15 protein-coding genes and 1 pseudogene are annotated in these 22,394 nt (G+C 45.5%); 13 read left to right on the forward strand and 3 right to left on the reverse strand.

Annotation, left to right across the window (positions count from 1 at the left end; all coding sequences use genetic code 11):
* Window positions 1–18 precede the first annotated feature (18 nt).
* A complete protein-coding gene (ligA, locus tag HMPREF9469_RS15390; protein WP_007863495.1) occupies window positions 19–1,971 on the forward strand; it encodes an NAD-dependent DNA ligase LigA in 1,953 nt (650 codons plus the stop codon).
* Window positions 1,972–2,126: 155 nt separating this feature from the next.
* The gene (gene metA, locus HMPREF9469_RS15395) at window positions 2,127–3,047 is read left to right on the forward strand and encodes a homoserine O-acetyltransferase MetA (RefSeq protein WP_007863496.1); all 921 of its coding nucleotides are present in this window, start codon (window positions 2,127–2,129) and stop codon (window positions 3,045–3,047) included.
* Window positions 3,048–3,271: 224 nt separating this feature from the next.
* On the opposite strand, the gene HMPREF9469_RS31390 is transcribed toward metA, so the two are convergent.
* A complete protein-coding gene (locus HMPREF9469_RS31390; RefSeq protein ID WP_007863498.1) occupies window positions 3,272–3,445 on the reverse strand; it encodes an Arc family DNA-binding protein in 174 nt (57 codons plus the stop codon).
* Between the two features lie 133 nt (window positions 3,446–3,578).
* Between HMPREF9469_RS31390 and HMPREF9469_RS15400 the strand changes: the two genes are divergently transcribed.
* Window positions 3,579–4,214 (forward strand): hypothetical protein, encoded by a 636-nt coding sequence (locus HMPREF9469_RS15400; protein ID WP_007863499.1) that lies wholly within the window; start codon window positions 3,579–3,581, stop codon window positions 4,212–4,214.
* Between the two features lie 69 nt (window positions 4,215–4,283).
* Window positions 4,284–4,823, forward strand: coding sequence for a GNAT family N-acetyltransferase (locus HMPREF9469_RS15405; RefSeq protein WP_007863500.1), 540 nt, complete (start codon window positions 4,284–4,286; stop codon window positions 4,821–4,823).
* Between the two features lie 155 nt (window positions 4,824–4,978).
* Here the strand turns inward: HMPREF9469_RS15405 and HMPREF9469_RS15410 are convergent, their stop codons facing one another.
* The gene (locus tag HMPREF9469_RS15410) at window positions 4,979–5,665 is read right to left on the reverse strand and encodes a helix-turn-helix domain-containing protein (RefSeq protein ID WP_007863503.1); all 687 of its coding nucleotides are present in this window, start codon (window positions 5,663–5,665) and stop codon (window positions 4,979–4,981) included.
* 245 nt (window positions 5,666–5,910) lie between these two features.
* Here HMPREF9469_RS15410 and HMPREF9469_RS15415 point away from each other — a divergent pair, with 245 nt between their 5' ends.
* The 7 genes and pseudogenes from HMPREF9469_RS15415 (at window position 5,911) to HMPREF9469_RS15435 (ending at window position 14,765) form a co-directional block, all read left to right on the forward strand.
* Window positions 5,911–6,240 carry a hypothetical protein gene (locus HMPREF9469_RS15415; protein WP_007863504.1) on the forward strand — a complete coding sequence of 110 codons (330 nt, stop codon included), beginning with the start codon at window positions 5,911–5,913 and terminating at the stop codon, window positions 6,238–6,240.
* Window positions 6,241–6,336: 96 nt separating this feature from the next.
* Window positions 6,337–7,473, forward strand: a complete 1,137-nt coding sequence (locus tag HMPREF9469_RS15420) for a replication initiation factor domain-containing protein (RefSeq protein WP_007863505.1) — start codon at window positions 6,337–6,339, stop codon at window positions 7,471–7,473.
* A 10-nt stretch (window positions 7,474–7,483) separates the two neighbouring features.
* Window positions 7,484–7,609 (forward strand): hypothetical protein, encoded by a 126-nt coding sequence (locus HMPREF9469_RS33810; protein WP_465244949.1) that lies wholly within the window; start codon window positions 7,484–7,486, stop codon window positions 7,607–7,609.
* 84 nt (window positions 7,610–7,693) lie between these two features.
* Window positions 7,694–8,968: a site-specific integrase gene (locus tag HMPREF9469_RS15425; RefSeq protein WP_007863506.1), complete on the forward strand. Its 1,275-nt coding sequence runs from the start codon at window positions 7,694–7,696 to the stop codon at window positions 8,966–8,968.
* A 361-nt stretch (window positions 8,969–9,329) separates the two neighbouring features.
* Window positions 9,330–9,563: pseudogene (locus tag HMPREF9469_RS34085) on the forward strand (DUF4624 family lipoprotein); the annotation flags it as partial.
* A gap of 162 nt (window positions 9,564–9,725) precedes the next feature.
* Window positions 9,726–11,099 carry a hypothetical protein gene (locus tag HMPREF9469_RS15430; RefSeq protein ID WP_007863508.1) on the forward strand — a complete coding sequence of 458 codons (1,374 nt, stop codon included), beginning with the start codon at window positions 9,726–9,728 and terminating at the stop codon, window positions 11,097–11,099.
* A 66-nt stretch (window positions 11,100–11,165) separates the two neighbouring features.
* Window positions 11,166–14,765 carry a protein kinase domain-containing protein gene (locus HMPREF9469_RS15435; protein ID WP_007863509.1) on the forward strand — a complete coding sequence of 1,200 codons (3,600 nt, stop codon included), beginning with the start codon at window positions 11,166–11,168 and terminating at the stop codon, window positions 14,763–14,765.
* 121 nt (window positions 14,766–14,886) lie between these two features.
* Here HMPREF9469_RS15435 and HMPREF9469_RS15440 read toward each other — a convergent pair whose 3' ends face one another.
* Window positions 14,887–15,213: a helix-turn-helix transcriptional regulator gene (locus HMPREF9469_RS15440; RefSeq protein ID WP_007863510.1), complete on the reverse strand. Its 327-nt coding sequence runs from the start codon at window positions 15,211–15,213 to the stop codon at window positions 14,887–14,889.
* Between the two features lie 185 nt (window positions 15,214–15,398).
* Between HMPREF9469_RS15440 and HMPREF9469_RS15445 the strand changes: the two genes are divergently transcribed.
* Entirely contained in the window at window positions 15,399–15,764 is a 366-nt protein-coding gene (locus HMPREF9469_RS15445; protein ID WP_007863512.1) for a hypothetical protein, read from the forward strand.
* 117 nt (window positions 15,765–15,881) lie between these two features.
* The gene (locus tag HMPREF9469_RS15450; protein ID WP_007863518.1) at window positions 15,882–22,217 is read left to right on the forward strand and encodes an InlB B-repeat-containing protein; all 6,336 of its coding nucleotides are present in this window, start codon (window positions 15,882–15,884) and stop codon (window positions 22,215–22,217) included.
* The last annotated feature ends 177 nt before the right edge of the window (window positions 22,218–22,394 follow it).

Consider the following 22,394-nt stretch of genomic DNA (forward strand, 5'->3'; position numbering starts at 1 on the left):
CTAAATCAGGAGAACAGAATGGAAGACAGAATTCAGAGAATGAAAGAATTGGTTTCCATCCTGAGGCAGGCGGGAAAAGCCTACTATCAGGAGAGCAGGGAGATCATGAGCAATTTTGAGTATGACAAGCTTTATGATGAGCTGAGTTCTCTGGAACAGGAGACAGGAATCATCATGTCAGGAAGCCCTACCCAGAAGGTAGGGTATGAGGTGTTAAGTGAGCTTCCCAAGGAAACTCATGATTCTCCCATGCTTTCGCTGGATAAGACAAAGAGCGTGGAGGATCTGCAGGCATGGCTGGGAACCCAGAAGGGCCTGCTGTCCTGGAAGATGGATGGTCTGACCATTGTGCTGACCTATGAAGGGGGAAGCCTTCAGAAGGCGGTTACAAGGGGAAATGGAGAGATTGGGGAAGTGATCACTGCCAATGCAAAGGTATTCTCCAATATTCCGTTGAGTATTTCCTATGAGGGACAGCTGGTACTACGGGGAGAGGCTGTGATCACTTATTCGGATTTTCGCAGGATCAATGAGGAAATCGAGGACGTGGATGCAAAATACAAGAATCCCAGGAATCTGTGCAGCGGCTCCGTGCGCCAGCTCAACAGCCAGATCACGGCTGAGCGGAACGTGCATTTCGAGGCATTTGCCCTTGTGAGGGCGGATGGGGTGGATTTTGACAACTCCAGGAGGAGACAGTTTGAATGGCTGAGGGAACAGGGATTTGAGGTTGTGGCATTTACGGAAGTAACCGCAGAGAGCCTGCCTGAGGCGGTGAAGGAATTTGCGGACGCGGTGGAGGGCAATGACATTCCTTCCGATGGTCTGGTGCTTACCTATGATGATATTGCTTACGGGGAATCCCTGGGAAGGACTGCGAAGTTTCCGCGCAATTCCATTGCGTTTAAGTGGCAGGACGAGATCCGGGAGACACGGTTGGACTACATTGAGTGGAGCGCTTCCAGGACAGGGCTGATCAATCCGGTGGCGGTGTTTGATCCGGTGGAGTTGGAGGGAACCACGGTGAGCAGGGCCAGTGTCCATAATCTGAGCATTATGGAGGGGCTGGAACTGGGAGTGGGCGATACCATAACTGTTTATAAGGCGAATATGATCATTCCACAGATCGCAGACAATCTGACCCGCAGCGGGGTAAAAGATATACCTGGGGAATGTCCCGTATGCGGCGGAGAAACCCAGATCAAACAGATCAATGACGTGAAAAGCCTGTACTGTATCAATCCTGACTGCCAGGCTAAGAAGATAAAGAGTTTTACATTATTTGTAAGCCGCGATGCCCTTAATATTGACGGACTTTCAGAGGCGACCCTGGAGAAATTTATCGGGGCAGGTTTTATCCATGAGTATGCCGACATTTTCCATCTGGACCAGTACAGGGACACGATCGTGGAGATGGACGGTTTTGGGCAGAAATCATATGACAATCTGATGGCATCCATACAGACTGCGTCCAATACTACCCTGCCAAGGCTGGTTTATGGTCTGGGAATTGCCGGGATCGGGCTTGCCAATGCCAAGATGCTTTGCAGGGAGTTTAAGTTTGATTTTGAGAAAATGCGCCATGCCCAGGCTGAGGAGCTGGTGGCTGTGGACGGGATCGGAGGCGTGCTGGCCCAGGCATGGATGGATTACTTTTCATCGGAGAAAAATAACCAGTCGGTGGATCACCTGCTAAAAGAACTTACCATTGAGTTGGAGCAGGCGGAGACAGGCGAGGCTGTTTTTGAGGGAATGACCTTTGTGATCACCGGATCGGTGGAACATTTTGCAAACCGCAAGGAGCTGCAGGAAGTGATCGAGAGCAAGGGCGGCAAAGCCACAGGCTCTGTCACTGCCAAGACCACGTATCTGATCAATAATGATGCGGCCTCCAATTCATCAAAGAATAAAAAGGCAAAGGAACTTGGGGTTCCCATCATATCCGAGGAGGAGTTCCTGCGAATGTTGTAGCACAGTTTCGGCCGGCATACGGATGGCGGAAATGATTATTCAAACACGCTCGTGGATGGTTCAGACAAAAACCTGTATGCAGCGGCTGTGGGATTGCCGGCGAATCTGTGCTGTTTGTGAATGGATCACACAACATTTGAAGGGAGAGAACAAGTATGCCAATAAAAGTACAAAAGGAACTTCCGGCCAGAGCCATTCTGGAATCAGAGAATATATTTATCATGGATGAGGACCGTGCCATGAGGCAGGACATCAGACCTTTGGAGATTTTAATCCTGAACCTGATGCCTATCAAGGAGGATACCGAGACACAGCTTCTGCGGGCATTATCCAATACGCCCCTGCAGGTGGACTGCACCTTTCTCATGCTGTCCACCCACGTGTCCAAGAATACCTCGGCCAGCCATCTGAATAAATTTTACGTAACATTTGACGATATCAGAAAGCGAAAATACGATGGCATGATCATCACCGGGGCGCCTGTGGAAAACCTGGAATTTGAGGAGGTTAATTACTGGCCGGAACTTTCCAAAATCATGGAGTGGAGCAAGACACATGTGACATCCACCATACATATCTGCTGGGGAGCCCAGGCCGGACTGTATTATCATTATGGGATCCATAAGTATCCAATGAAGAGGAAGCTGTCCGGTATCTACAATCACAAGGTGTTAAACAGGAAGGTGCCCCTGGTGCGCAGCCTGAACGATTACTTCCTGGCGCCACACTCCAGGTATACGGAAGTGCGCAAAAGTGATATCTTAAAGCATCCTGAGCTTATGGTGCTGGCGGAATCAGAGGAGGCGGGAGTCTTTCTTGTAATGAGCTGTGACGGCAGCCAGGTCTTTGTCCAGGGCCATCCGGAGTATGACAGGATGACGCTGAACAATGAATATCACAGGGATTTAAACAAGGGGTTGGATCCGGAACTGCCCTGTAATTATTATGAACACAATGATCCCTTCTCGGTACCGGCGTTGACATGGAGAAATACCTCCAATACATTGTATACAAACTGGCTGAACTACTACGTATATCAGGCGACACCGTATGACCTGTACGGAACACCGTTTTAAAGCGGGTTTTCAGTGGTTTTGTAAAAATTGGACTTATCATAAAATGGTGCAAAATAACGGGTAATATCGTAAGTTTGGGAGTACAAAGGGAGTATAGAAGTTTCTCTTTTGGGAGTACAAAATTTGTGGTATAAAGGGTCTGCGAAAGGAACATTTCGAGTGAAGAAATGAAGAAGCAGGAGATTGCTGTAAAATACAGTGGTCTCCTGCTTATTTGTTAGAAACTATTGGGATAATTCAATTTTTCCATGAGCCTTTTCAAAATCTGCGATGTGCTTTTTCATAATGACTTCAAGCTCACGATTGGCTGAACGGGCGTTATATTCGGCAACATAGCGAAATTTCTGTAATAGTTCGGTATCCGTCCGTAAAGTGAATTTTGCATTATCATTCGGCATAGGTCAATCTCCTTTCTGTGACATTATTATAACGTCAAAATGACGGCTAAAAACATATTGACGGCAAAGTGACGGCATAATATAATAAAAGAGAAACAGGAAATGAAACAAGCAAAAAGAAAGGGGATAAAAAATGTCAGAATTTACGGAAATCATGAAAAAGATAAGTTTGGAGAATCTTATGTCTTACCTGATTTACGGCATGGATTCTTCAAGAGAAAATTTTGAAAGTTATGGAGATAAAATTGAAAAGTCCTTTGAGGTACTTTTTGAAAAGCTGGAACAATTATATGACGGAGCAGACAGAAATGACAACAGATTGTTTGACGCAGTATCAGATTTTGCGATATTACATGATGATATATATTTTGAAGTGGGAGTTATCATAGGCACTGAATTGTTTAAGGTTCTGGAAAACAGTTATCGGAAACATGAAAACGGAGATATAGAGAGGATTTTAAGAAGCAGTAATCGTTTGAAGAAAAAATCAGAACAGACAGTTATGCAACAAATCATACAGGGGCGTATGGACAGCGCATTGGAAGAAGCGTTGAGAAAAGAACGGGCATATCAGGACTTGAACAGAAGCGTGGGGGAAAAACTGAAAGACTTAGATAAAAGCGAGCTTACTTCGGAGCAATGGGAATTGATAGACGAGGCTTTGACAAAGAGCAATGAAAGAAGTTGTGAGTACGGGAGAATGGCATATCAACAGGGGCTATTAGATACGCTAAACTTCTTGAAAGATATGTTGGTGTTAGAAAAATAGTTGCTTGTAGGGAAAGAAAAAAGTATAATGAAAGAAAGTTGCAAATTGGAATTTAAAGGAGAGGGTATTGTGATAGAAACTCAACGTTTAATAATGCGACCGTTTGATATAAAAGATTTAGATATACTATCGGAACTATATGGAAATTCTGACATTATGGTGTATATGCCTTGTGGATGCTTAACGGATAAAGAAATCCGTATACATTTGCAGAAAATAATATCTGACTGGAACGAAAGGCCTCAAGTTAATTATGAAATGGCGGTAATTTGTAAATCAGATTTCAAAAAAATTGGACGAGCAAGAATACATATGGATTATGAAAATGATACAGCAATGATTGGATGGCTTATCATTCAATCTGAATGGAACAAAGGATATGCTACGGAAATTACAAAATCTTTGTTGGAATATTGTTTTAATGTTCTCAGTGTTCATCGTGTGTGCGCTCTCTGCCATCCGAAAAATATAGGTTCGTGGAAGGTGCTGGAAAAGTGTGGGCTGAGACGAGAGGCTCATTATATCAAAAAGGTAAAATACTTAAATAATTCTGATATTCATTGGGAAGATGAATTGGAGTACGCTATTCTAAAAGAAGAATTTGTGTAAGCAAAATCCCAGTTTGTAGGACAAACCAGTGAGGTCAAGAAACAAGGCAAAGCCGATACGCCGTAGGGCAGTTCTTGACGGAACGGACGAAAAGAAAACAACATGATATGAGAGAGGACTTGAAAGGTCAAAAGCCTTGCAAGTCCTCTTGTTTATTACTTGGCGTTCTGCTTTAAATACAGAGACTCTTTTTCCAATTCCCGCACAAATCCTTTGACATGGACGGCATGAGGGGCGGTGTCAACAGAATAGCGTTTTTCAGCCTGTGAATAGGAAAGCTGGGTGATTTTCGGTTCAAAGGTTTCGGTATCAATCCCGTAATAGTAGATTGTGGAAGTTTCCAATATCATGTGAATACTGTCAAAGTCCTTTGTGAAAACAGAGTGCTTTTCTGTACTGAAAAATTCAGAGGGACATTCGTAAAATTCAGAGCTGTCCTCTCGCAAAAACAGCGGGAGCAAGTGCATTTCATTTCCGCTTTGATTGACAAGGACATAAAAGCGGGGAATGAGCGCGGAGTATTGTGTCATCATGGCGATATACATATCATCTGAATTATCAAGCAAATATTCGGAACAGGTATTGTTGTAAAAGACATATTGCAGGACGGTGTCGTCTGGCTTGGGATTGGTCTGCATAGGTACGTTTTCCCCGTTCAGCCAGTTTACGTCAACGCCGAGGGAATCCGCAATCAGTCGGAGCTTGTCCGCTTTCGGATTGTACTGTCCTGAAAGATAAGAGCTAAACGCCCCTTTGGTGATTCCCGTGTCCCGTACAATATCGACCTGCTTTTTGTTCTTGGCTTTCATGGCAAATTTAATTCGTTCTGCGATTGTATTCATTTTAAATCCCTCACTTTTCATATCTCGTTATAACTTGTTATATCTTATCGCTTAAATCCACTATACCACAAGTTCAGAAAAAAAGAAACAAAAAGTTTATAAAAAACTAAATTTTCTATTGCAAAAGGGAAAAAGGTGTGCTATGATACAATTAAGTTCAGAAATAACTGAACAATATGACGTCATATAAAAATCCAAAATAGAAAAGCTGTCCTATCGGCAAAACGGGGAGAAAGGAAACAAGTATGCAGATTACATTGACAAAAGAACAGGTGAAGGAAGCCTTTGGGGAGCTTCGCTATATGGGGGCGGATATTTGCTACCGCTACGACAGGGAGAGTAAGAAAAAGACTGAGGACGTGGAAGCGGTGAAACTGCACCTCGGAAGCGCAAAGCTGGGAAACAGCGTAGACATTCGTTTGGAGACAACGGAGCTTCCAAAGATTGAGCCGTATTCTGTGGTGGAGTTGGACGGGGCAGTCTATTCCCCTTATGTGCAGAGAGGAAACTTTCCCGTGCTGGTGGAGAGAGTTACCTGCAAAGGAATCCGCTGTGTTGTAAACAAACAGGGATAAAGGAGAAGTCCCCCTGTCCTCGTTCTGAACCGTCTCAAACGGGCAGGTTGAGGACAGGGCAGGGGCGAAGCCACTGTAAAAGAAAGGGGTGACGGTTTGGAAGAAAGAAGCGGGAGCGTTCTTTCAAAACTCCCCTATACTAACAGGGGAGTAATACGGCAGGAAGAATTATCGGCACTGATAGATTGGTGTCAGATAACGGTAAAAGACATTTCTCTTGAGGAAGTCATAGAACGAGTGCTTAGAATCCCGTCCGAGCTTATGGAAGTGACAGAATATCAAAAGGGAATCGCAGGGCATGAGCTGGTGGCGGTATTTGATAATATCAAAGTCTTAAAGCCGACAGGGAAAGCGCAGTATAACGGATTTCAGATTTTGATGAGTGGTTCGGGGTGCAGGAATTATGAGAATTTTCTGCAACTGAATGGGGAAACGTGGTTTGACTTTCTAAGGCGTGTGAACCGATACCATGTGAACTTTCCACGGCTTGATTTGGCGATTGACGACAGAAAACCTTATTTAAGTATTCCTGAATTGATACAGAGGACAAAAGAAGGGCTGTTGTCAAGCAAAATGAGAGAGGTAGATTTCCACGATTCGGGGGAAGTGAAAGAAGAAGTATATCAAAGCAAAGGCGGGAGTCTTTATATCGGAAGTTCAGCAAGTAATTTGAGAATTGTATTTTATGAAAAGGGATATGAACAGAATCGGAAATATGGGACGGAGTTAGATGAAAACTGGAATCGGTATGAATTGAGATTCAGGCAGGAAACAGCGGTCAAGGCGGTGGAAGAATTGATACGCTGTGAAGATGTGGCAAGGCTGGCAATGGAAGTCCTCAACAGCAAAGTGCGGTTTTTGGAACAACCAAAGGATAATAAGAATTTAAGAAAAAGGCTTTACCCCACTTATGAGGCATGGGCGGAATTGATGAAAGAGATAGGAAAGGTAAGGCTGACAATAGAACCGCAGAAGAAGAACCTGCAAAGGGTGTGGGACTGGCTGGAAAGGAGTGTTGCCCCGTCGCTGAAGCTGTTTGCAGAATTGGGAAAGATAGAAAAGAAAGATTACATAGGGGATTTGATAGAAAATGGAGAAATGAACGCAACGCAGAGAAAGCTGTATGACGATTATATAAAGGCACGTTGTTTTGACGAAAGGGGGCGAGAACATAGAAAAGGCGTTGCTGAATCTGAAAGAAGTAAGCGAGTATCTCGGTCTTGGAGAAACTAAGACAAGAGAGGTGTTGAAAAATAGAAACTGCCCGTTTTCCATGAAAATCGGGTATCGGTGGTATGCCAATAAAAAATTATTGGATAAGTGGCTGGAAGAACAGCCAGAAGGGAGAGGGGGTAAATTTTTTATTTGATATATGGACTGAAATTTGTTATATTAAATGAGAAATGTTCTGTAAGTGAGACTACTTTATGCTACACGGAAAGGTGTGGTGTAAATGGGTAAAAGCTTAACAGGAAAAGAGCTGGGCGCAGGATTTTATCAAAGAAAAGACGGCAAGTATTGTGGGCGTTTTTATGACCGTTTTGGTATCAGACGTTATGTTTATGGGAAAACCATTGCAGAAACAAAGGAAAAGCTGAATACCGCAATCTATGAAGATAAAATGGAAATGAATGTTGCCGATAATACAGTAACACTAGATGAATGGTATCAAAAATGGCTGGAAATCCATAAGTATAAAGTTATTGCCCCCAGCACAAGAGTTCAGTACGAGGGTATTTATCAAAGGCATATTCAGCCAGATTTTGGGCGTATGAAATTAAAAGATATACAACCTCTGCAAATTAGAGGAAAGCTCGTAAAGCTGGATAAACAGGGTTTTGGGTACGAAACACAAAACAAGGTTCGTATTTTATTGTTGGATATGTTTGACAAGGCAGTGTTGGATAATGTAACCATGAAAAATCCTGTTAGAGGAATTAAGGTAACTCGTGATGAGGACAAAGAGCCCCGTGTACTGACAGTAGAAGAACAATCTGCATTTTTTGATACCTGTAAAGGAACATTTTATGACAATCTTTTTAATGTGGCAATTTCAACGGGACTTAGGCCGGGGGAATTGTACGCTCTGCAACCGCAGGACTTAGATTTTGAAAAGAAAGTGATACATATTACGAAATCACTGTCTTATCAGAAATTTGAGGGAGATACAGGCAAGACGTTTCATATGGGAAAACCAAAAACAAAGTCAAGCTATCGTGACGTACCTATGAACAGAAAATGTGAACTTGCATTAAAGAAACAGCTTTTGCAAAAAAGAGTTGTTGCAGGTAAAAATGGGGCGAAACCATTAAAAGGATTTGAAGATTTAATTTTTACAACAAAGTACGATACTCCACTAAACGCACAAATCTATGCGGACGCTATCAAGGCTATTGTAGAACAAATCAATCTTGTCAGAGATGATTTGGAACAATTTGAATCTTTTTCAGGGCATTGTTTCAGACACACGTTTGCAACCAGATGTTTTGAAGCAGGGATTCAGCCTAAAACCGTTCAGAAGTATTTAGGTCATGCAACCTTACAGATGACAATGGACTTATATACTCATGTGCTGGAAACACATTTATCAGATGAAATGGACAAACTGGATAACAGGTTAGAAGCAATCGAATTATCCAGTGACAGCATAGTAGAAGAACGGTATCAAAAAGAGCGTGAAGAAAGGGATAATATCATCTCGTGTGAGAAGCTGATACGCATAGGATAGAGGGAGTAAAAAGGGAGTACGGTAAAAGCATATGGGAGTGCAGAGAGCAAAAAACAGCGTAAATATAAGGGATTTGAGATAATTCTTTGTACTCCCTGAAAGTTTTACTATGTGTATCAGACAACGCCTTATGTGTTGGATGAGGAGGAGTGAAGGCTATACCTGCCATAAGCTTTTGGGAAAGAGTTCAAGGATAACTGCCTATACTGCAACTGGGGAACCTGTTCGCGGTGTGATGGCTCGGGTCGAGTGTCTTATTAAGTCAAAATTCAGTAGGCTCTGTTTGACACAAACAAAAAAATAAAAGCAGGATGACTGAGAAAATGGTTTCAGTCATCCTGTTTTAATATTCCAGTTTGTAGTGGAGTCAGATGAAGATTATAATGATATAGATCGATTTATCAATGAAAAGCTGTTTTGCGTATCTGGTGATTTAGAAGTACTCACTGCTGAGGTTCTATTGGCTATGGACGGCGAAAGTGATATTTTAGAAATAAAAGGTAACAAAACAAACGAGAGCTTGCGGAGTAATGCATGGGATAGAAAATCTGATCTTAAAAAGAAAAATATAAGCAATAATCCTGCTAGACAAAATAATTATAAAATATGGATCATATTGAGATATTATTCCAAACATAGTATAATCATAGTCAGACTTAAGCGTGAACAGAGCGGGAAAATACAGTTTTCAGGCTGGAAATGCGATACAATCATTTCATCACAAAAATTTATTGATCAACATAACCAAGGAGAAACTATGGAAAACGCCAGTGATATGACACGTATTTCAAGGTGTAACAAATCAAAGATCCAGCGGTTTGATCTGTCGCCCCGGGAAGTGATCGATTTCCTGGACCATGGAGCCATTTACAGAACATTTTCTGATGTATTGACCAAGGTTTATCCCGGCAATGACCTGCAAAAGGTGCTGGTTGGCCAACTGGAGGAAATAACCGGAAAAAAGCGGGACAGCGTTACACGCAATGTAAAGAATTGGATCAAGGGATGCAATGAACCCAGCCGGGAAAGTTTATTTCAGATTTGTTTTGCACTGCGCCTTGATGAGCAGCAGGCATACCGGCTGCTGGCCAGTTCCTCGGATACGGGTATTCACTATCGAAATCCAGTGGAACTGATTTATGCATTCTGTCTGAAAACCGGAAGGACTTATAAGGAGGCACAAAGATTAAAGGAGGAGTTGATCCCCATTTATGAGGCTGAGAGGGCATTGGCAAAGCAGTCTGAAGCAAGGGAGGAAGTCCGGGAACAGACAGCGGTGCATACCTTATACATGAAAGATGAGTTCAGTGAACGGGTGGAGACAGAGGAAGAACTCCGCGCCTTTTTCATTGACCACGGCAAAATGCTGGGAATCCTTCATAATACGGCATATGAGGAATTTATGAAAATGCTTGGCCGGCTGCAGGATCCGGATGAGGGGTTTGAGGATGATTCCTTTGACTTTATGAAAAAGCACAAAGATGAGTTTGACGAGACTTCTCTGAACAGATTGGCGGAGAGGGAGGAAGGCTTAAGAAAACAGTCCATCAAGGCAGTGGTTGAAGAATTTATGCAAATGCATGTTCCGGTGAGAACGGAGAGTAAATCGGAGAAAAAACAGGCGAAAAGGCAGGAGCGGGATTATGTTTATCTGCAGCAGGTGATCAAGGACAGCTGGCCCAGCGAAGATATCCTTTATAAAATGATATCCAGGGAAAATGACGTGAGCCGCAAGGTACTCCTGCTGCTGTTTTTGCTGACCGAAGAGTTTGAAGCAGAGGAAATGGAAACTTCCGATATGGGATCAGGGATGGATGATCTGTATTTTGAGAGGATTGAGAGTGAAGACGGAGGCGAGCGCATGGAAGCACGTCTTCATCTGATGAATCTGTTTCTTGACAGGTTCGGTATGAACCGGCTGGATCCGGGAAATGCCTTTGACTGTCTTGTTCTGTACGCGCTTCGGGCCAGCTACAGCGGAGGCGAAGGAGATCCCATGAGCAGCCGGCTGAAGCAGACCCTGGAACTGTTATTTCCGGAACATGGGGCGGACCGGAACATGGGTATGGACCGGAATATGAATGTGGACTGTAACATGGATGCGGACCGGAAAACGGAAGCGGATATCTGATGATCCCCTGATATACTTATAACGGAAGTCAGCAAGAGCATTGCGGGAGAAAGGCGGAACGGATGGATGGCGTACACAAGGACGTTTCGGAAAGACGGTGAGGTTCTCTATCTTGGAGAAAACGCATATCGGATTTTAGGTATTGCCGGTTATGGCGGCAGTTCTGTGGTGTACTACGCTGCATACCGGGATGGGCTGAACACGGATCAGGAACACCGTGTTCTGATCAAAGAGCTGTATCCCTATGATCCCAGAGGGCATATTTATCGGAATGAGGAGGGCGAGATCTGCTGGACGGAGGAGGCAGGGCAGAAGATCGAACACAGCAGGAAGTGCTTTCGCCTGGGCAATCAGGTCAATCTGGAACTTTTGGAAAAGCTCCCGTCCCAGATATCCGGTAATCATAACTCCTATGAGGCATACGGCACCTATTATTCCGTACTGACGGTTCACGGGGGAGTGATACTTGAGGATCTGCTAAGTGGGGAGGAACCCGCCAAAACCCTTCGGCAGGCAGCTGTCATCACCATAAAGATTCTGGATGCGCTGAGGGGATTGCATCAGAATGGACTGCTTCATCTGGACATCAGCCCTGACAATATCCTGCTCCTTCCGGAACAGGCAATGCTGATTGACTACAACAGTGTCCTTAGACGGTCGGACATAGAAGCATGTGAGTTTTTGTTTGCCGGGAAGGCGGGATATGTGGCTCCGGAGGTCCTTGAAGAAGATGTGTCATCCATCGACTATTCCTCAGACCTTTACTCTGTGTGCGCGGTGTTTTACCGGATGCTCACCAAAGATGGGATGACGGACCGGGAGATGGATCCCAGGCATATGCAGAAAAAGCTTTGTTCCGGGTTGGAGATCTTTTGTGGCGAACCTCAGTCTGCCGTTTCCAAAGCGATTCAGATCCTGCTGCGCGGGCTGCAGGTTTTATCAAGAAAACGATACGCGGATATTGATTCCTTAAAGCGGGATTTGGAGGAACTGGTTGAGCGCATTGACGGGAAAGGCATTTCCAACAGCGCCCTTTGGGAAAGCAGCAGGACCTTATACCGCCGGACAGGGGATATGGATCATGTTTACCTTCCCCAGAACATTTCCATATCGGATTTTGGGGAGGTTACGCTGCGTGAACTGTACGATTATCTGAAAGAGGGACATAATGTTCTTTTAAAGGGACCGGGTGGAATGGGAAAGACCAGTCTGCTGAAAGAACTTTGGGGAATGCATGTGGAAAGCTACCGGGCAAATGCTCCTGTGGTTTACTACATTTCGCTGAAAGACTATCAGGAGACCCAGGGTGAGTCCTGCTTTATCCGCAAATATTTTTTAAGGCAGCTGTGTTTTTCCGAAGGGCAGCCGGATACAGAGGATGCACTCCATGAACTGGAGCGGATCTTTGACCAACGGGCCGGTTTGGATGCAGGGGTGATCCTGCTGTTAGACGGCCTGAATGAAGCGGGAAGCAATCGGGAAAAACTGCTGAGGGAAATCGAGGGCCTGGGTGATAAACCGGGTGTGGGCGTATTGGTGACAGAGAGAACGGAAGAAGTTCTGGAATATGGGCTTACAATGTTCCAGTCTGCCCAACTGCTCCCCTTGCCATCACAGACAGTTAGAAATGAATTAGAAAAATATGGAATACCACTTCCGGAAAAGACAAACCTGAGAGAACTTTTGTCCAATCCCATGATGCTGGATCTTTACAAGAGCATTATTTCCATGGAAAAGGATAACCGGACCCATGTGGCATCAGACAGGAGCATCCGCAGTGCAGATGACTTGGTACGTCTGTATATGGAGAATCTTTGTACTACCCAGCTGCGGATCGATGCGGGAAATGAATCCATGCAGCTGTGCCATAAGTATATTTTGGTGCATCTTCTGCCCGCCATTGCCCTGGCCATGACGCGAAAGAAGCGCACTCTTTTGTCATTTGACCAGATGTATCAGATCCTGAGGCAGAATTACGGAAATCTGAGGAAGATTGGGTTCGGAAAGAAATTTAAGGATTACCTTGGGAAATCCCGCATGATGCTGGGCAGCTTAAGCGAGATGGAATGGTTTGATTTTGCAGTGGCGGAACAGCTTGACGGAAATCTGGGGCTTGTAACAAAAAACAGCAATGGATATTATGGATTGATCCATGATGATTTTCAGCATTATCTGGCCAAATGCGGGAGGGACAATGAAAAAAGGCTCCATAGCCTGAGATTGCCGGTGGCCATTGGCCTTACGGTTTGCCTGGCGGCCCTGGATTTTGTTGGGATCGGCCGCATCCTGCCGGGGAAAGGACATGATCCGGCAGCAGGTGCGGTAACGGAATACTACCATGATATAAAAGAAGTCTATGATGTTCCCAAGGGGATACATCCGGTAACAGAGGATGATCTGCCGCAGATGAGTTCATATTGGGCCATCCGGACCAATGAAAGTAAAACCATATTTGGAAAACGATTCACCAAGGGGCTGGGGACAGGATCCTTCCTGTGGGCCACAGATGTCGCGGACATTGAAATCTTTTATGATGATCCGCTGTATTACAATGGGGAGACCACTTACCGGTCGGCAGATATCCTTTCTTCATCCGGCTATGTTACCTATTCCTACGGAAAGGATTTCTATGAATCTGCGGAAGGGGCTTACCGGGTGATCAGCTGTACGGGAAGTGAATCCCCGGACAATCTTCCCTTTGGAAATGTGAACGCATACTATGAGGATTACGGTGAACTGGGAAAAGATATTGTACGCATAAAGGAATACTATACCCAGGAGGGATACATACATTACAATATGTTTCTCAACAGTTTTACGGATGCGGACAGCTACAGCAAGGATGAGAACGGGATTTCCGGCCTGGAGTTTGAGTACAATGAACTTGGGATCAGGACGGCCCAGTATTACCTGGACCAGGACAGAAAAAGAGTTTCCAGGCAGGGGGTATACAAGGTTGAGTATGTATATGATGAAAGCGGAAACCTGGTGGAAAGCACATACAGGGATAAGGAAAATTCCCTGGTCCAGGGGCGGGAAGGATGGGCCCGGGTAAAACTTAGCTATGACCAGTGGCATAACAGGACCGGTTTGTGGTTTTATGACAGGGCCGGAAATCCTGCAAAGGGACCGGAGGGAGCGGAGCATCTGGAATTTGTGTTTAATAAGGGCAATGTGACAAACGTGTCCTATTTTGATGGAAATGGAAATCTTCAGAAAAATACCAACGGATACGCTGTTGAGGAACGGTTTTACGACCATGGGTATTCTGTGAGACAAAGGTTTCTGGATAAAACAGGGAAGCCTTGTAAGCATGCTTTTGGCTTTGGGGAGCGCACTCTGGAATTGGGTTATGACGAGGAAACAGATACGTATAAACCGCTGACGGTCCGTTACCTGGATCTGGATGGGTCCATGTGCATGAATGCAAACGGCTTTGCAGGGATCTGCTATGAGTATACTCAGGATGGGATCCTTTGCAGGATCACCATGATAGATGTCCAGGAAAAACCATGCAGTTCATCAGATGGGTATGCCGTAATAGAAGGAAAAGACCCCATTGAGGATGGCGGATTTCGGTCGATCATCTGTTATGATGAGAATGGAAGGGAGGTTGAAAGAATGGACTCCACAACCTATGATGGGGTATACCTGAAGTGGAGATAGACAAAAGCATATTATTTAATGTAAAAAGAACAGCAAGATCCAACGGATGAAACAGTTGGTGCTTGCTGTTTTTGTATGCTTGGAATGCTGATCGCGTATAGAGCCATGTTTGGTTCTGGGATCAAAGCGTCTTGGATAAACCCTTCAAATAGGCGAGGGCCAGCTGCTTATCTTCCTGGGGAAGAGCTGTGAAAAGTGAAAGACAGAGGGCCTGTTCAGAAGTCAACCCCTGTTTGCTGCGGTTTGGTTCAAAGAAATCGGAAACAGTGATGCCAAATCCCTGGCATAATTTGAAAAGGGTTGGGATGGATGGCATGTTCTGTTTATTGATCATGGTGTTTAAGGTGGAATATGTGATTCCTGCTGCTTTGGAGAGCTGGTAGTAGGACCAATGCCGTTCTTCACAAAGCTCCTGAATGCGCTCCAACGGATTTATCATATCATCCATGAAAAACCTCACTGTTAAAATAGTCAAAATTGGGCCATTTCTATTATATATGAGAAATTTCAATTAACCCAGATACTATTGTACGTCATTGATAAGACGAATAAACGTTACTTACGGCGGAAACGTTTGGAAGAAAACTAAAAAAAACGCGGTATGATCATAATGGAAGAAAGGTGGTGACGACAATGGACAGGTTGACCATGCTTTGGATCCAGGCATTACATGGATCCGGAAAAGCGTACAGAAAGCTGGGCCTGGTGTTTGCCGCGGGCGGCATAGAGGAACGGACATTGGCAAAGATTTGCCTGGAGAGGTCCATGGAATTGGGGGATGAATACGGTTTTTTTCTGTACCACAAGCTTTTTTGCAAAGGAGGCCAGGTAATTGACGACTTTTCCTATAGGACAATATGCAACGAATATATACGGGCCAGGAGCCTGGTAAAGCGAAGACAATTAAAACCATATCTTGAATTGGGGACAAAAAAACAGAGAGCTTTATTCCGCGCACACTATGCCAGGTGCAAAAACGCTGAGACAAGGAAAAATTGAGACAATAAAACGAAAAGACGTTGATATATATATACGAAAATACGTTATAATGTGTAATAATCAGAAAGGGGACGGCTTGCATGGATCAATGCCTCCCTGAATAAATGGAGGTACATAATGAAGAGGACAAAATTAGTAAAAGGAAGTGCTAAAAGGGCAATTGCAGTGGCATCTGCTTTTATGATGACCTGCGTTTCAGTTGTGGCAAGCCCTGGGTTGGGCACGGCCACTGCGTATGCCAAGGAGGCCGGTATTACAGGACAGGAAGCGGATCCTAAAGCAGATACGGATGCAGATCCGAAAGCAGATCCGGTATCAGATCCGGCAGCTGGGGACAAAGCTGGGGGGAAAGAGGACAAAGGGGAAAACAATCCGGAAGCGGGCAATGGGGAGACAGAGGATAAAACGGAAAGCGGAAAAGGAAACCCCGAAACAGGAGATGGAGAATCGGAAGGAAATCCTGAAAAGGGAGACGGCGAAACGGAAGGAAATCCCGGAGCCGGAAATGAAGAGACAGAGGGAAATCCCGGAGCCGGAGACGGCGAAACAGAGGGGAACCCTGAAGCCGGAGACGGCGAAACAGAGGAGAACCCTGAAGCCGGAGACAGCGAAACAGAGGAGAACCCTGAAGCCGGAGACAGCGAAACAGAGGGGAACCCTGAAGCCGGAGACGGCGAAACGGAAGGAAACCCGGAATCTGGAGCCGGGGGCAGTGAAACAGAAGACAAATCAGAAGCCGGGGCCGAAGATCCTGAGGACCAGACTGCAAAAGGACAGCAGACTGCCCAAACCGCAACATCAGTGCAGCCGGTTGCTGCGTCACAGGAGAGAGAGAACGGAAGCTGGTATATCATACTGGATGAAGACTGTGTGTTTGATGAGGAAAAAGGATATTATTATAAAACAGACGAGAATGGGGATCCAACGGATGAGGTCATAAAAAATGAGTTTATCCAGCTGGATCACGCGGTGATCCATGTAGGCAAGGATGGGAAGAAAGAGACAAAGAAATGGATAGGAGACAAGGATGGCGGCTTCCGTTATGCGGACAGCAACGGAGAGATCATCATGGGTGAGGAGGCAAAGGCAGCAGGTAAGTACTACGGCAATTTTGCTGATGACGGCTATTGGGAAGCAATCTCCTATACATTTTTTGAAAATGACGGAAAGCTGCAGTATGCGGGCAAGGATGGAAAGATCGCGGCCAAAGAGGAGGAAGAAAGCTGGCAGCCTTATTACTTTGAGAATGATGATAATGGAACCAAATGCCTGCTGCCGTCCCAGTCCGGAGGGACGGAGGTGACATCCGCATGGGCTGAGGATCTGTGGATCGATGAAAACGGTTATCTTATGACCGGTGATGATATGAAGCCGGAAAAGATTGGCGATCGGTATTACACCTTTGATGAGGAAGGGCACAGTACACTGGTTTTGGATTCCATTATTTATGACGCGGATGGGACGATCCTGTGCTATGTAGATGAAAATGGGGAAATGGTGAAGAACCAGTTTGTCTCCGATGGTGACCGCACCTATTATTTTGGCGATGACGGCGCCCAGGTGTTCCGCAAATGGATTGAGGGTGTGGACGAAAACGGCCAAGCCACATTCCGCTATATCAATGGCAAGGGTTATATGGTCTATGGCGATGTGAAAGTGGTGGGCGGATACTACGGTGAATTTGACATGGAGGGCTATTGGACCGCCATTGAAAACCAATTCTTTCAAGATAAATTGGATGACGGGACAGAGGTGACAAAATATTCCGGAAAAGGCGGAAAAGTTGCAGGTATCGGTGAAAAGGATGCCAGGCAGGACTATTGCTTTGTAAGTGACGAAAACGGCAGGAAATGCTATCTGCTGACCGAGGACGGAACAACCATGGGGCAGGCGGCATCCGGATGGGTGGAGGACTTATGGGTACAGGAAAACGGCTATCTGCTGACCGGACAGGAGAGCAGCCAGCATAAGATAGACGGCAAGTACTATAACTTTGACGGAGAGGGACACGCTGGCCTGATCACAGATTCCATTATTTTTAATGCAGACGGAACGATCCTGTGCGGTGTGGATGCCCAGGGAAACATGGTAAGGGAAGCGTTCTTTACCTTGGGAGACTTCACCTATTATTTTGATAAGGATGGGGCCCAGGTATTCCAGCAGTGGATCGAAGGTGTGGATGAAAGCGGAGAAAGAACATACCGCTTTGTGAACAGCGAAGGATATATGGTTTGGAATACGACAACGGCGGCAGGCGGGCGTTACGGCGCCTTTGACTTAGACGGCTATTGGACTGCAATTCCTAACACATTTTTTGAAGATAATGACGGAAAGCGGCAATACTCGGGCAAGGATGGCAGGATCGCAGGCGCGGGAGAGGGGGAGAACCGGCAGCCTTATTCCTTCCTGTCTGACGAAACCGGAAAGACTAAGTGCCTGTTGGCGGCCGAAACCGTAAGTTCCCTGTGGATTGAAGATCTGCGGGTCGATGAAAATGGATATCTGGTGACCGGAAACGATTTGGATAAACTGGAGATAGATGATAAGTACTACACGTTTAATATAGAGGGACACAGCACTTTGGTTACAAATACATTCATCCGTGATCCGGAAACAAACAACATCCTATGCTACGTAGATGAAAATGGCGGCAAGGTACGCAGCAAAACCGAGTGGGAGATCGATGGCAATTATTATAATTTTGAGGCGGATGGCTCAGGAATCATGATCACCAATGCGTTCATTCATGACCCGGACGGTAATATCCTGTATTATGTAGATGTATTTGGAGAAAAAGTGACTGATGAGAAGCATAAGGAAATAGACGATAAGTTTTATGACTTTGATGCGTCAGGTATAGCTGCATTGATCACAAATTCCTTTATTTACTGGCAGGATGGGACGGTCCGGTGTTATGTGGGTGAGGATGGGGCAATCATGAAAAATGTACCCCAGCAGGAGATCGAAGGTAAATTCTATCAGCTTGATGAGCTGGGCGCAGTTACCTTGATCACCAATTCCTGTATATATGCTGCGGATGGACAGACCGTACTGTACTATGTGGATGAAAACGGAAACAAGGTGTCCAATGAAGACCAGAGGGAGATAAACGGCAGATATTACCGCTTGGACGAGAGGGGAAATGCCACGCTGATCACCAATGCGTTCATTTACGAGGCGGACGGCCAGACCGTTGCGTTTTATGTGGGTGCGGACGGCCTGAAGGTGACAAATGTACCCCAGCAGGAGGTGGAAGGCAAATATTACAGCATTGACGGGACCGGAAAGGTTACCTTGATCGTGAGCGCCTTTATCACAGACAGGGAAAACACCTATTATGTAGATGAAGATGGAACCAAAGTGACTGATGAAAAACAAAAGGAGATAGATGGTAAATATTATAACTTTGATGGGACCGGCAATGCCTCCCTGGTTATAAATGCCTTTATTTACGGATCAGACGGCCAGACGATTGCTTTTTATGTGGGTGCGGACGGCCTGAAGGTGACAGATGTGCCTCAGCAGGAGGTGGAAGGTAAATATTACAGCATTGACGGAGACGGCAGGATCACCTTGATCGTGAGTTCCTTTATTGAAGCCGGGGAGACTACCTATTATGTGGACGAAGACGGAAATAAAGTGACCAATGAGAAGCAAAAAGAAATAGGGGGCAAATATTATAGCTTTGATGGGTCGGGCAGCGCTTCCATGATCATAAACAGTTTTATTTTCAATGAGTCCGGGGACCCCCTGTATTACCTGGACGCACAGGGAGATAAGGTGACGGACCGGACCCAGGAGCTGATAGGGGAGAAATATTACAATATTAACGCAGAGGGGCAGGTCACACTGGTTACATCCGAGTTTATCCTTAAAGACAACGGAGATAAAATATGCTACGTAGATGCAGACGGAAACAAAGTGATCAGCGTTACTGGAATGGAGATAGACGGCAAATATTATAACTTTAATGAGTCGGGCATCCCCACTATGATCTCAGCCGGGTTTGTGTATGACGAGTCCGGAAATCCTCTGTATTATCTGGATATAAATGGGGACAAGATAACGGATAAACAGCAGGAACTCATAGAAGAAAAGTTCTATGATATTGACGCGGACGGAAAGGTCACACTGATCAAAAACTCCCTGATCTATTCAGGTGACAGCATTTGGTGCTACGTTGGGGAAAATGGAGAACGGGTTACAAACGTAGACCAGCAGCCCATCGGGGATCAGTATTACAGGATTGATGAATCCGGCAATGTTATGCTGATCACATATGAATTTATCCTGGATTCCAACGGGGATAAGCTTTACTACATGGATGAAAATGGAAATAAGATCACCAGCCGGACATCTATGAACATAGAAGGTATGTATTACAGCTTTGATGATATGGGAAATGTCACCCTGATCATAAACTCCCTGATCCGTGACGGAGAACGCATCATATGCTATGTGGGGGAAGACGGGCAGATGGTGACAAATGCAGTCCAGATGCTTATAGAAGGCAAATATTATAATATTGACGGGAGAGGCGCCGTGATCCTGATCACGGATTCCTTTATTGTGGATTCAGAGGGCAGGAACCTGTTCTATGTAGGTGCGGATGGAAACAAAGTGATCAATGAGACAGGAAAGTTCATAGACGGTAAGTATTATAATATTGACGGAAACGGCCTGGCCTCCCTGATCACAGATGCCTTTGTATACGACAGGCAGGGGAATATTGTATGCTTTGTTGATCCGGAGGGGAACATGGTGACTAACGCAAACCAGAAACTCATAGACGGCAGGTATTACAACATTGACTTAAGCGGCAATGTCCATCTGATCACAGAAGATTTTATCCGTGATCCGGAGAGCGGAAGTATTGTATGCTATGTTGGCGCCAACGGCGATATGGTGACTGATAAGTTTGTATCTGACGGTGAACACACCTATTATTTTGGAACAGATGGGAAAATGATGCTCCGCCATTGGATCGAAGAGGTAAAAGGCGGGGAGAGAAAATTCCGCTATGTTGACGGCAAAGGGCGTATGCTTGTCAATGTGACAAAGGAAGTGGCAGGGTATTACGGAACCTTTGACAGTGCTGGCTATTGGACGGCGCTGGAGGACCAATTTTTCAGCACAAAGCTGGACAACGGGACCACAGTTAAAAAATATGCCCTTGAAGGCGGAAAGGTTGCCGGAATCGGAGAAAAGGCAGAGCGGTGGGATTACTGCTTTGTAAATGACAAAACAGGCACCCTGTGCTATCTGCTCTTTAATGATGAGAGCATCCAGACACCGGTGGAATCCACATGGATCAAAGATTTCTGGGTAAATGAAAGAGGATATCTGGCTATTTCGGCAGACGTGCCCGTGGATGGCGTGTATTACCGCTTTGACCAAGAAGGACACGGTACCCTGATTACCTATAAGGTTTCCTATGAACTGAACGGCGGAACCAATAACAGTGCAAATCCTTCAGGCTACACCGGAGCCATGAGCACCATCCTGTTAAATGCGCCCTCAAGAAGCGGATATACCTTTGACGGCTGGTACACAGACGGCAGCTTCACAAACCGCGTCACGGAGATTGCGGGCAAGAGCCATGGAAATATGACACTGTATGCAAAATGGACAGTGATTTCAAGCAGTGACGGAAGTGATGGAAGCAGCAGTGGAAGCGGAAGCAGTGGGAACAGCGGTATGGGAACCGGAAACAGCAGTGCAGATAATGGAACCGGCAGCGCAAATGGCAGCACCGGTAATACGGCATCGGTAACAGTTACGGTGGAAGAAAATCAGACTGTGACCGTGCAGACCGGAGAAAGCACAGTAGCAGCATCTGCGGTCCAGACAGCGGCAGGAAGCATAAGCGGCAATACCATTGTTTCAACAGCAGAACCGGTGACCGTTCCCGTGGCGGGGGGACAGACGGCAGCTGTGGCAACCATAGCTGTGGGCATGGATGGTTCCTCCAGAACGCTTTTGGCCTCCCAGGTACAGGGAGCCGCTGTTCAGCAAAAGACTGTTACCATACAGGGAACAGAAGTAACGCAGAATGTGGTCGTATATGCGGACGGTACTCAGGTTTCACAGAAGTCCGGCACCGCGGAGCTGGAGGGCTTTGACACGGCAGTTGTATTGGCGGAGCAGGCGATCCAAAGCGGTGTGCAAAGCGTTGCAGCAGTATACAATGACAAGGTGGACATTGATCTGCATCAGTATCAGCAGGTCGGGGCAGCTGTCACATATGAGGTGGTTGCAGGAACAAACGGAGCAGTTTCACAGACGCAGATGGAGCAGACCAGCTTTGCTCCCGGACAGGAGATCGCGGCACTGATCACAGATGCCAACGGAGGAGTAACGGCGATCACCATTGTGGTGGGTGAAAACGGGATCATCCAGTATCAGATTCCCGGCGTAAACTGTGTGGTCAGATTTATGAGCAAGCTTGCATAAGCTTTGCTGAAAAGTCAGAGAGCCGGCAGAGGATAGGAAACTTCCTTTGCCGGCTTTTTGAATGTTGGGTCCGGACCATTTCACATAGTTTCTCTCATACGGTTTATCTGAAAAAGAATTATGAAATTGTAAGGATTATTAGATTGTATAAATTTGGTATTTTTACTATAATGAGTA

Origin of the sequence: [Clostridium] citroniae WAL-17108 (assembly GCF_000233455.1) — a bacterium.
In the GTDB taxonomy this organism is placed as follows: Bacteria; Bacillota; Clostridia; order Lachnospirales; family Lachnospiraceae; genus Enterocloster; species Enterocloster citroniae.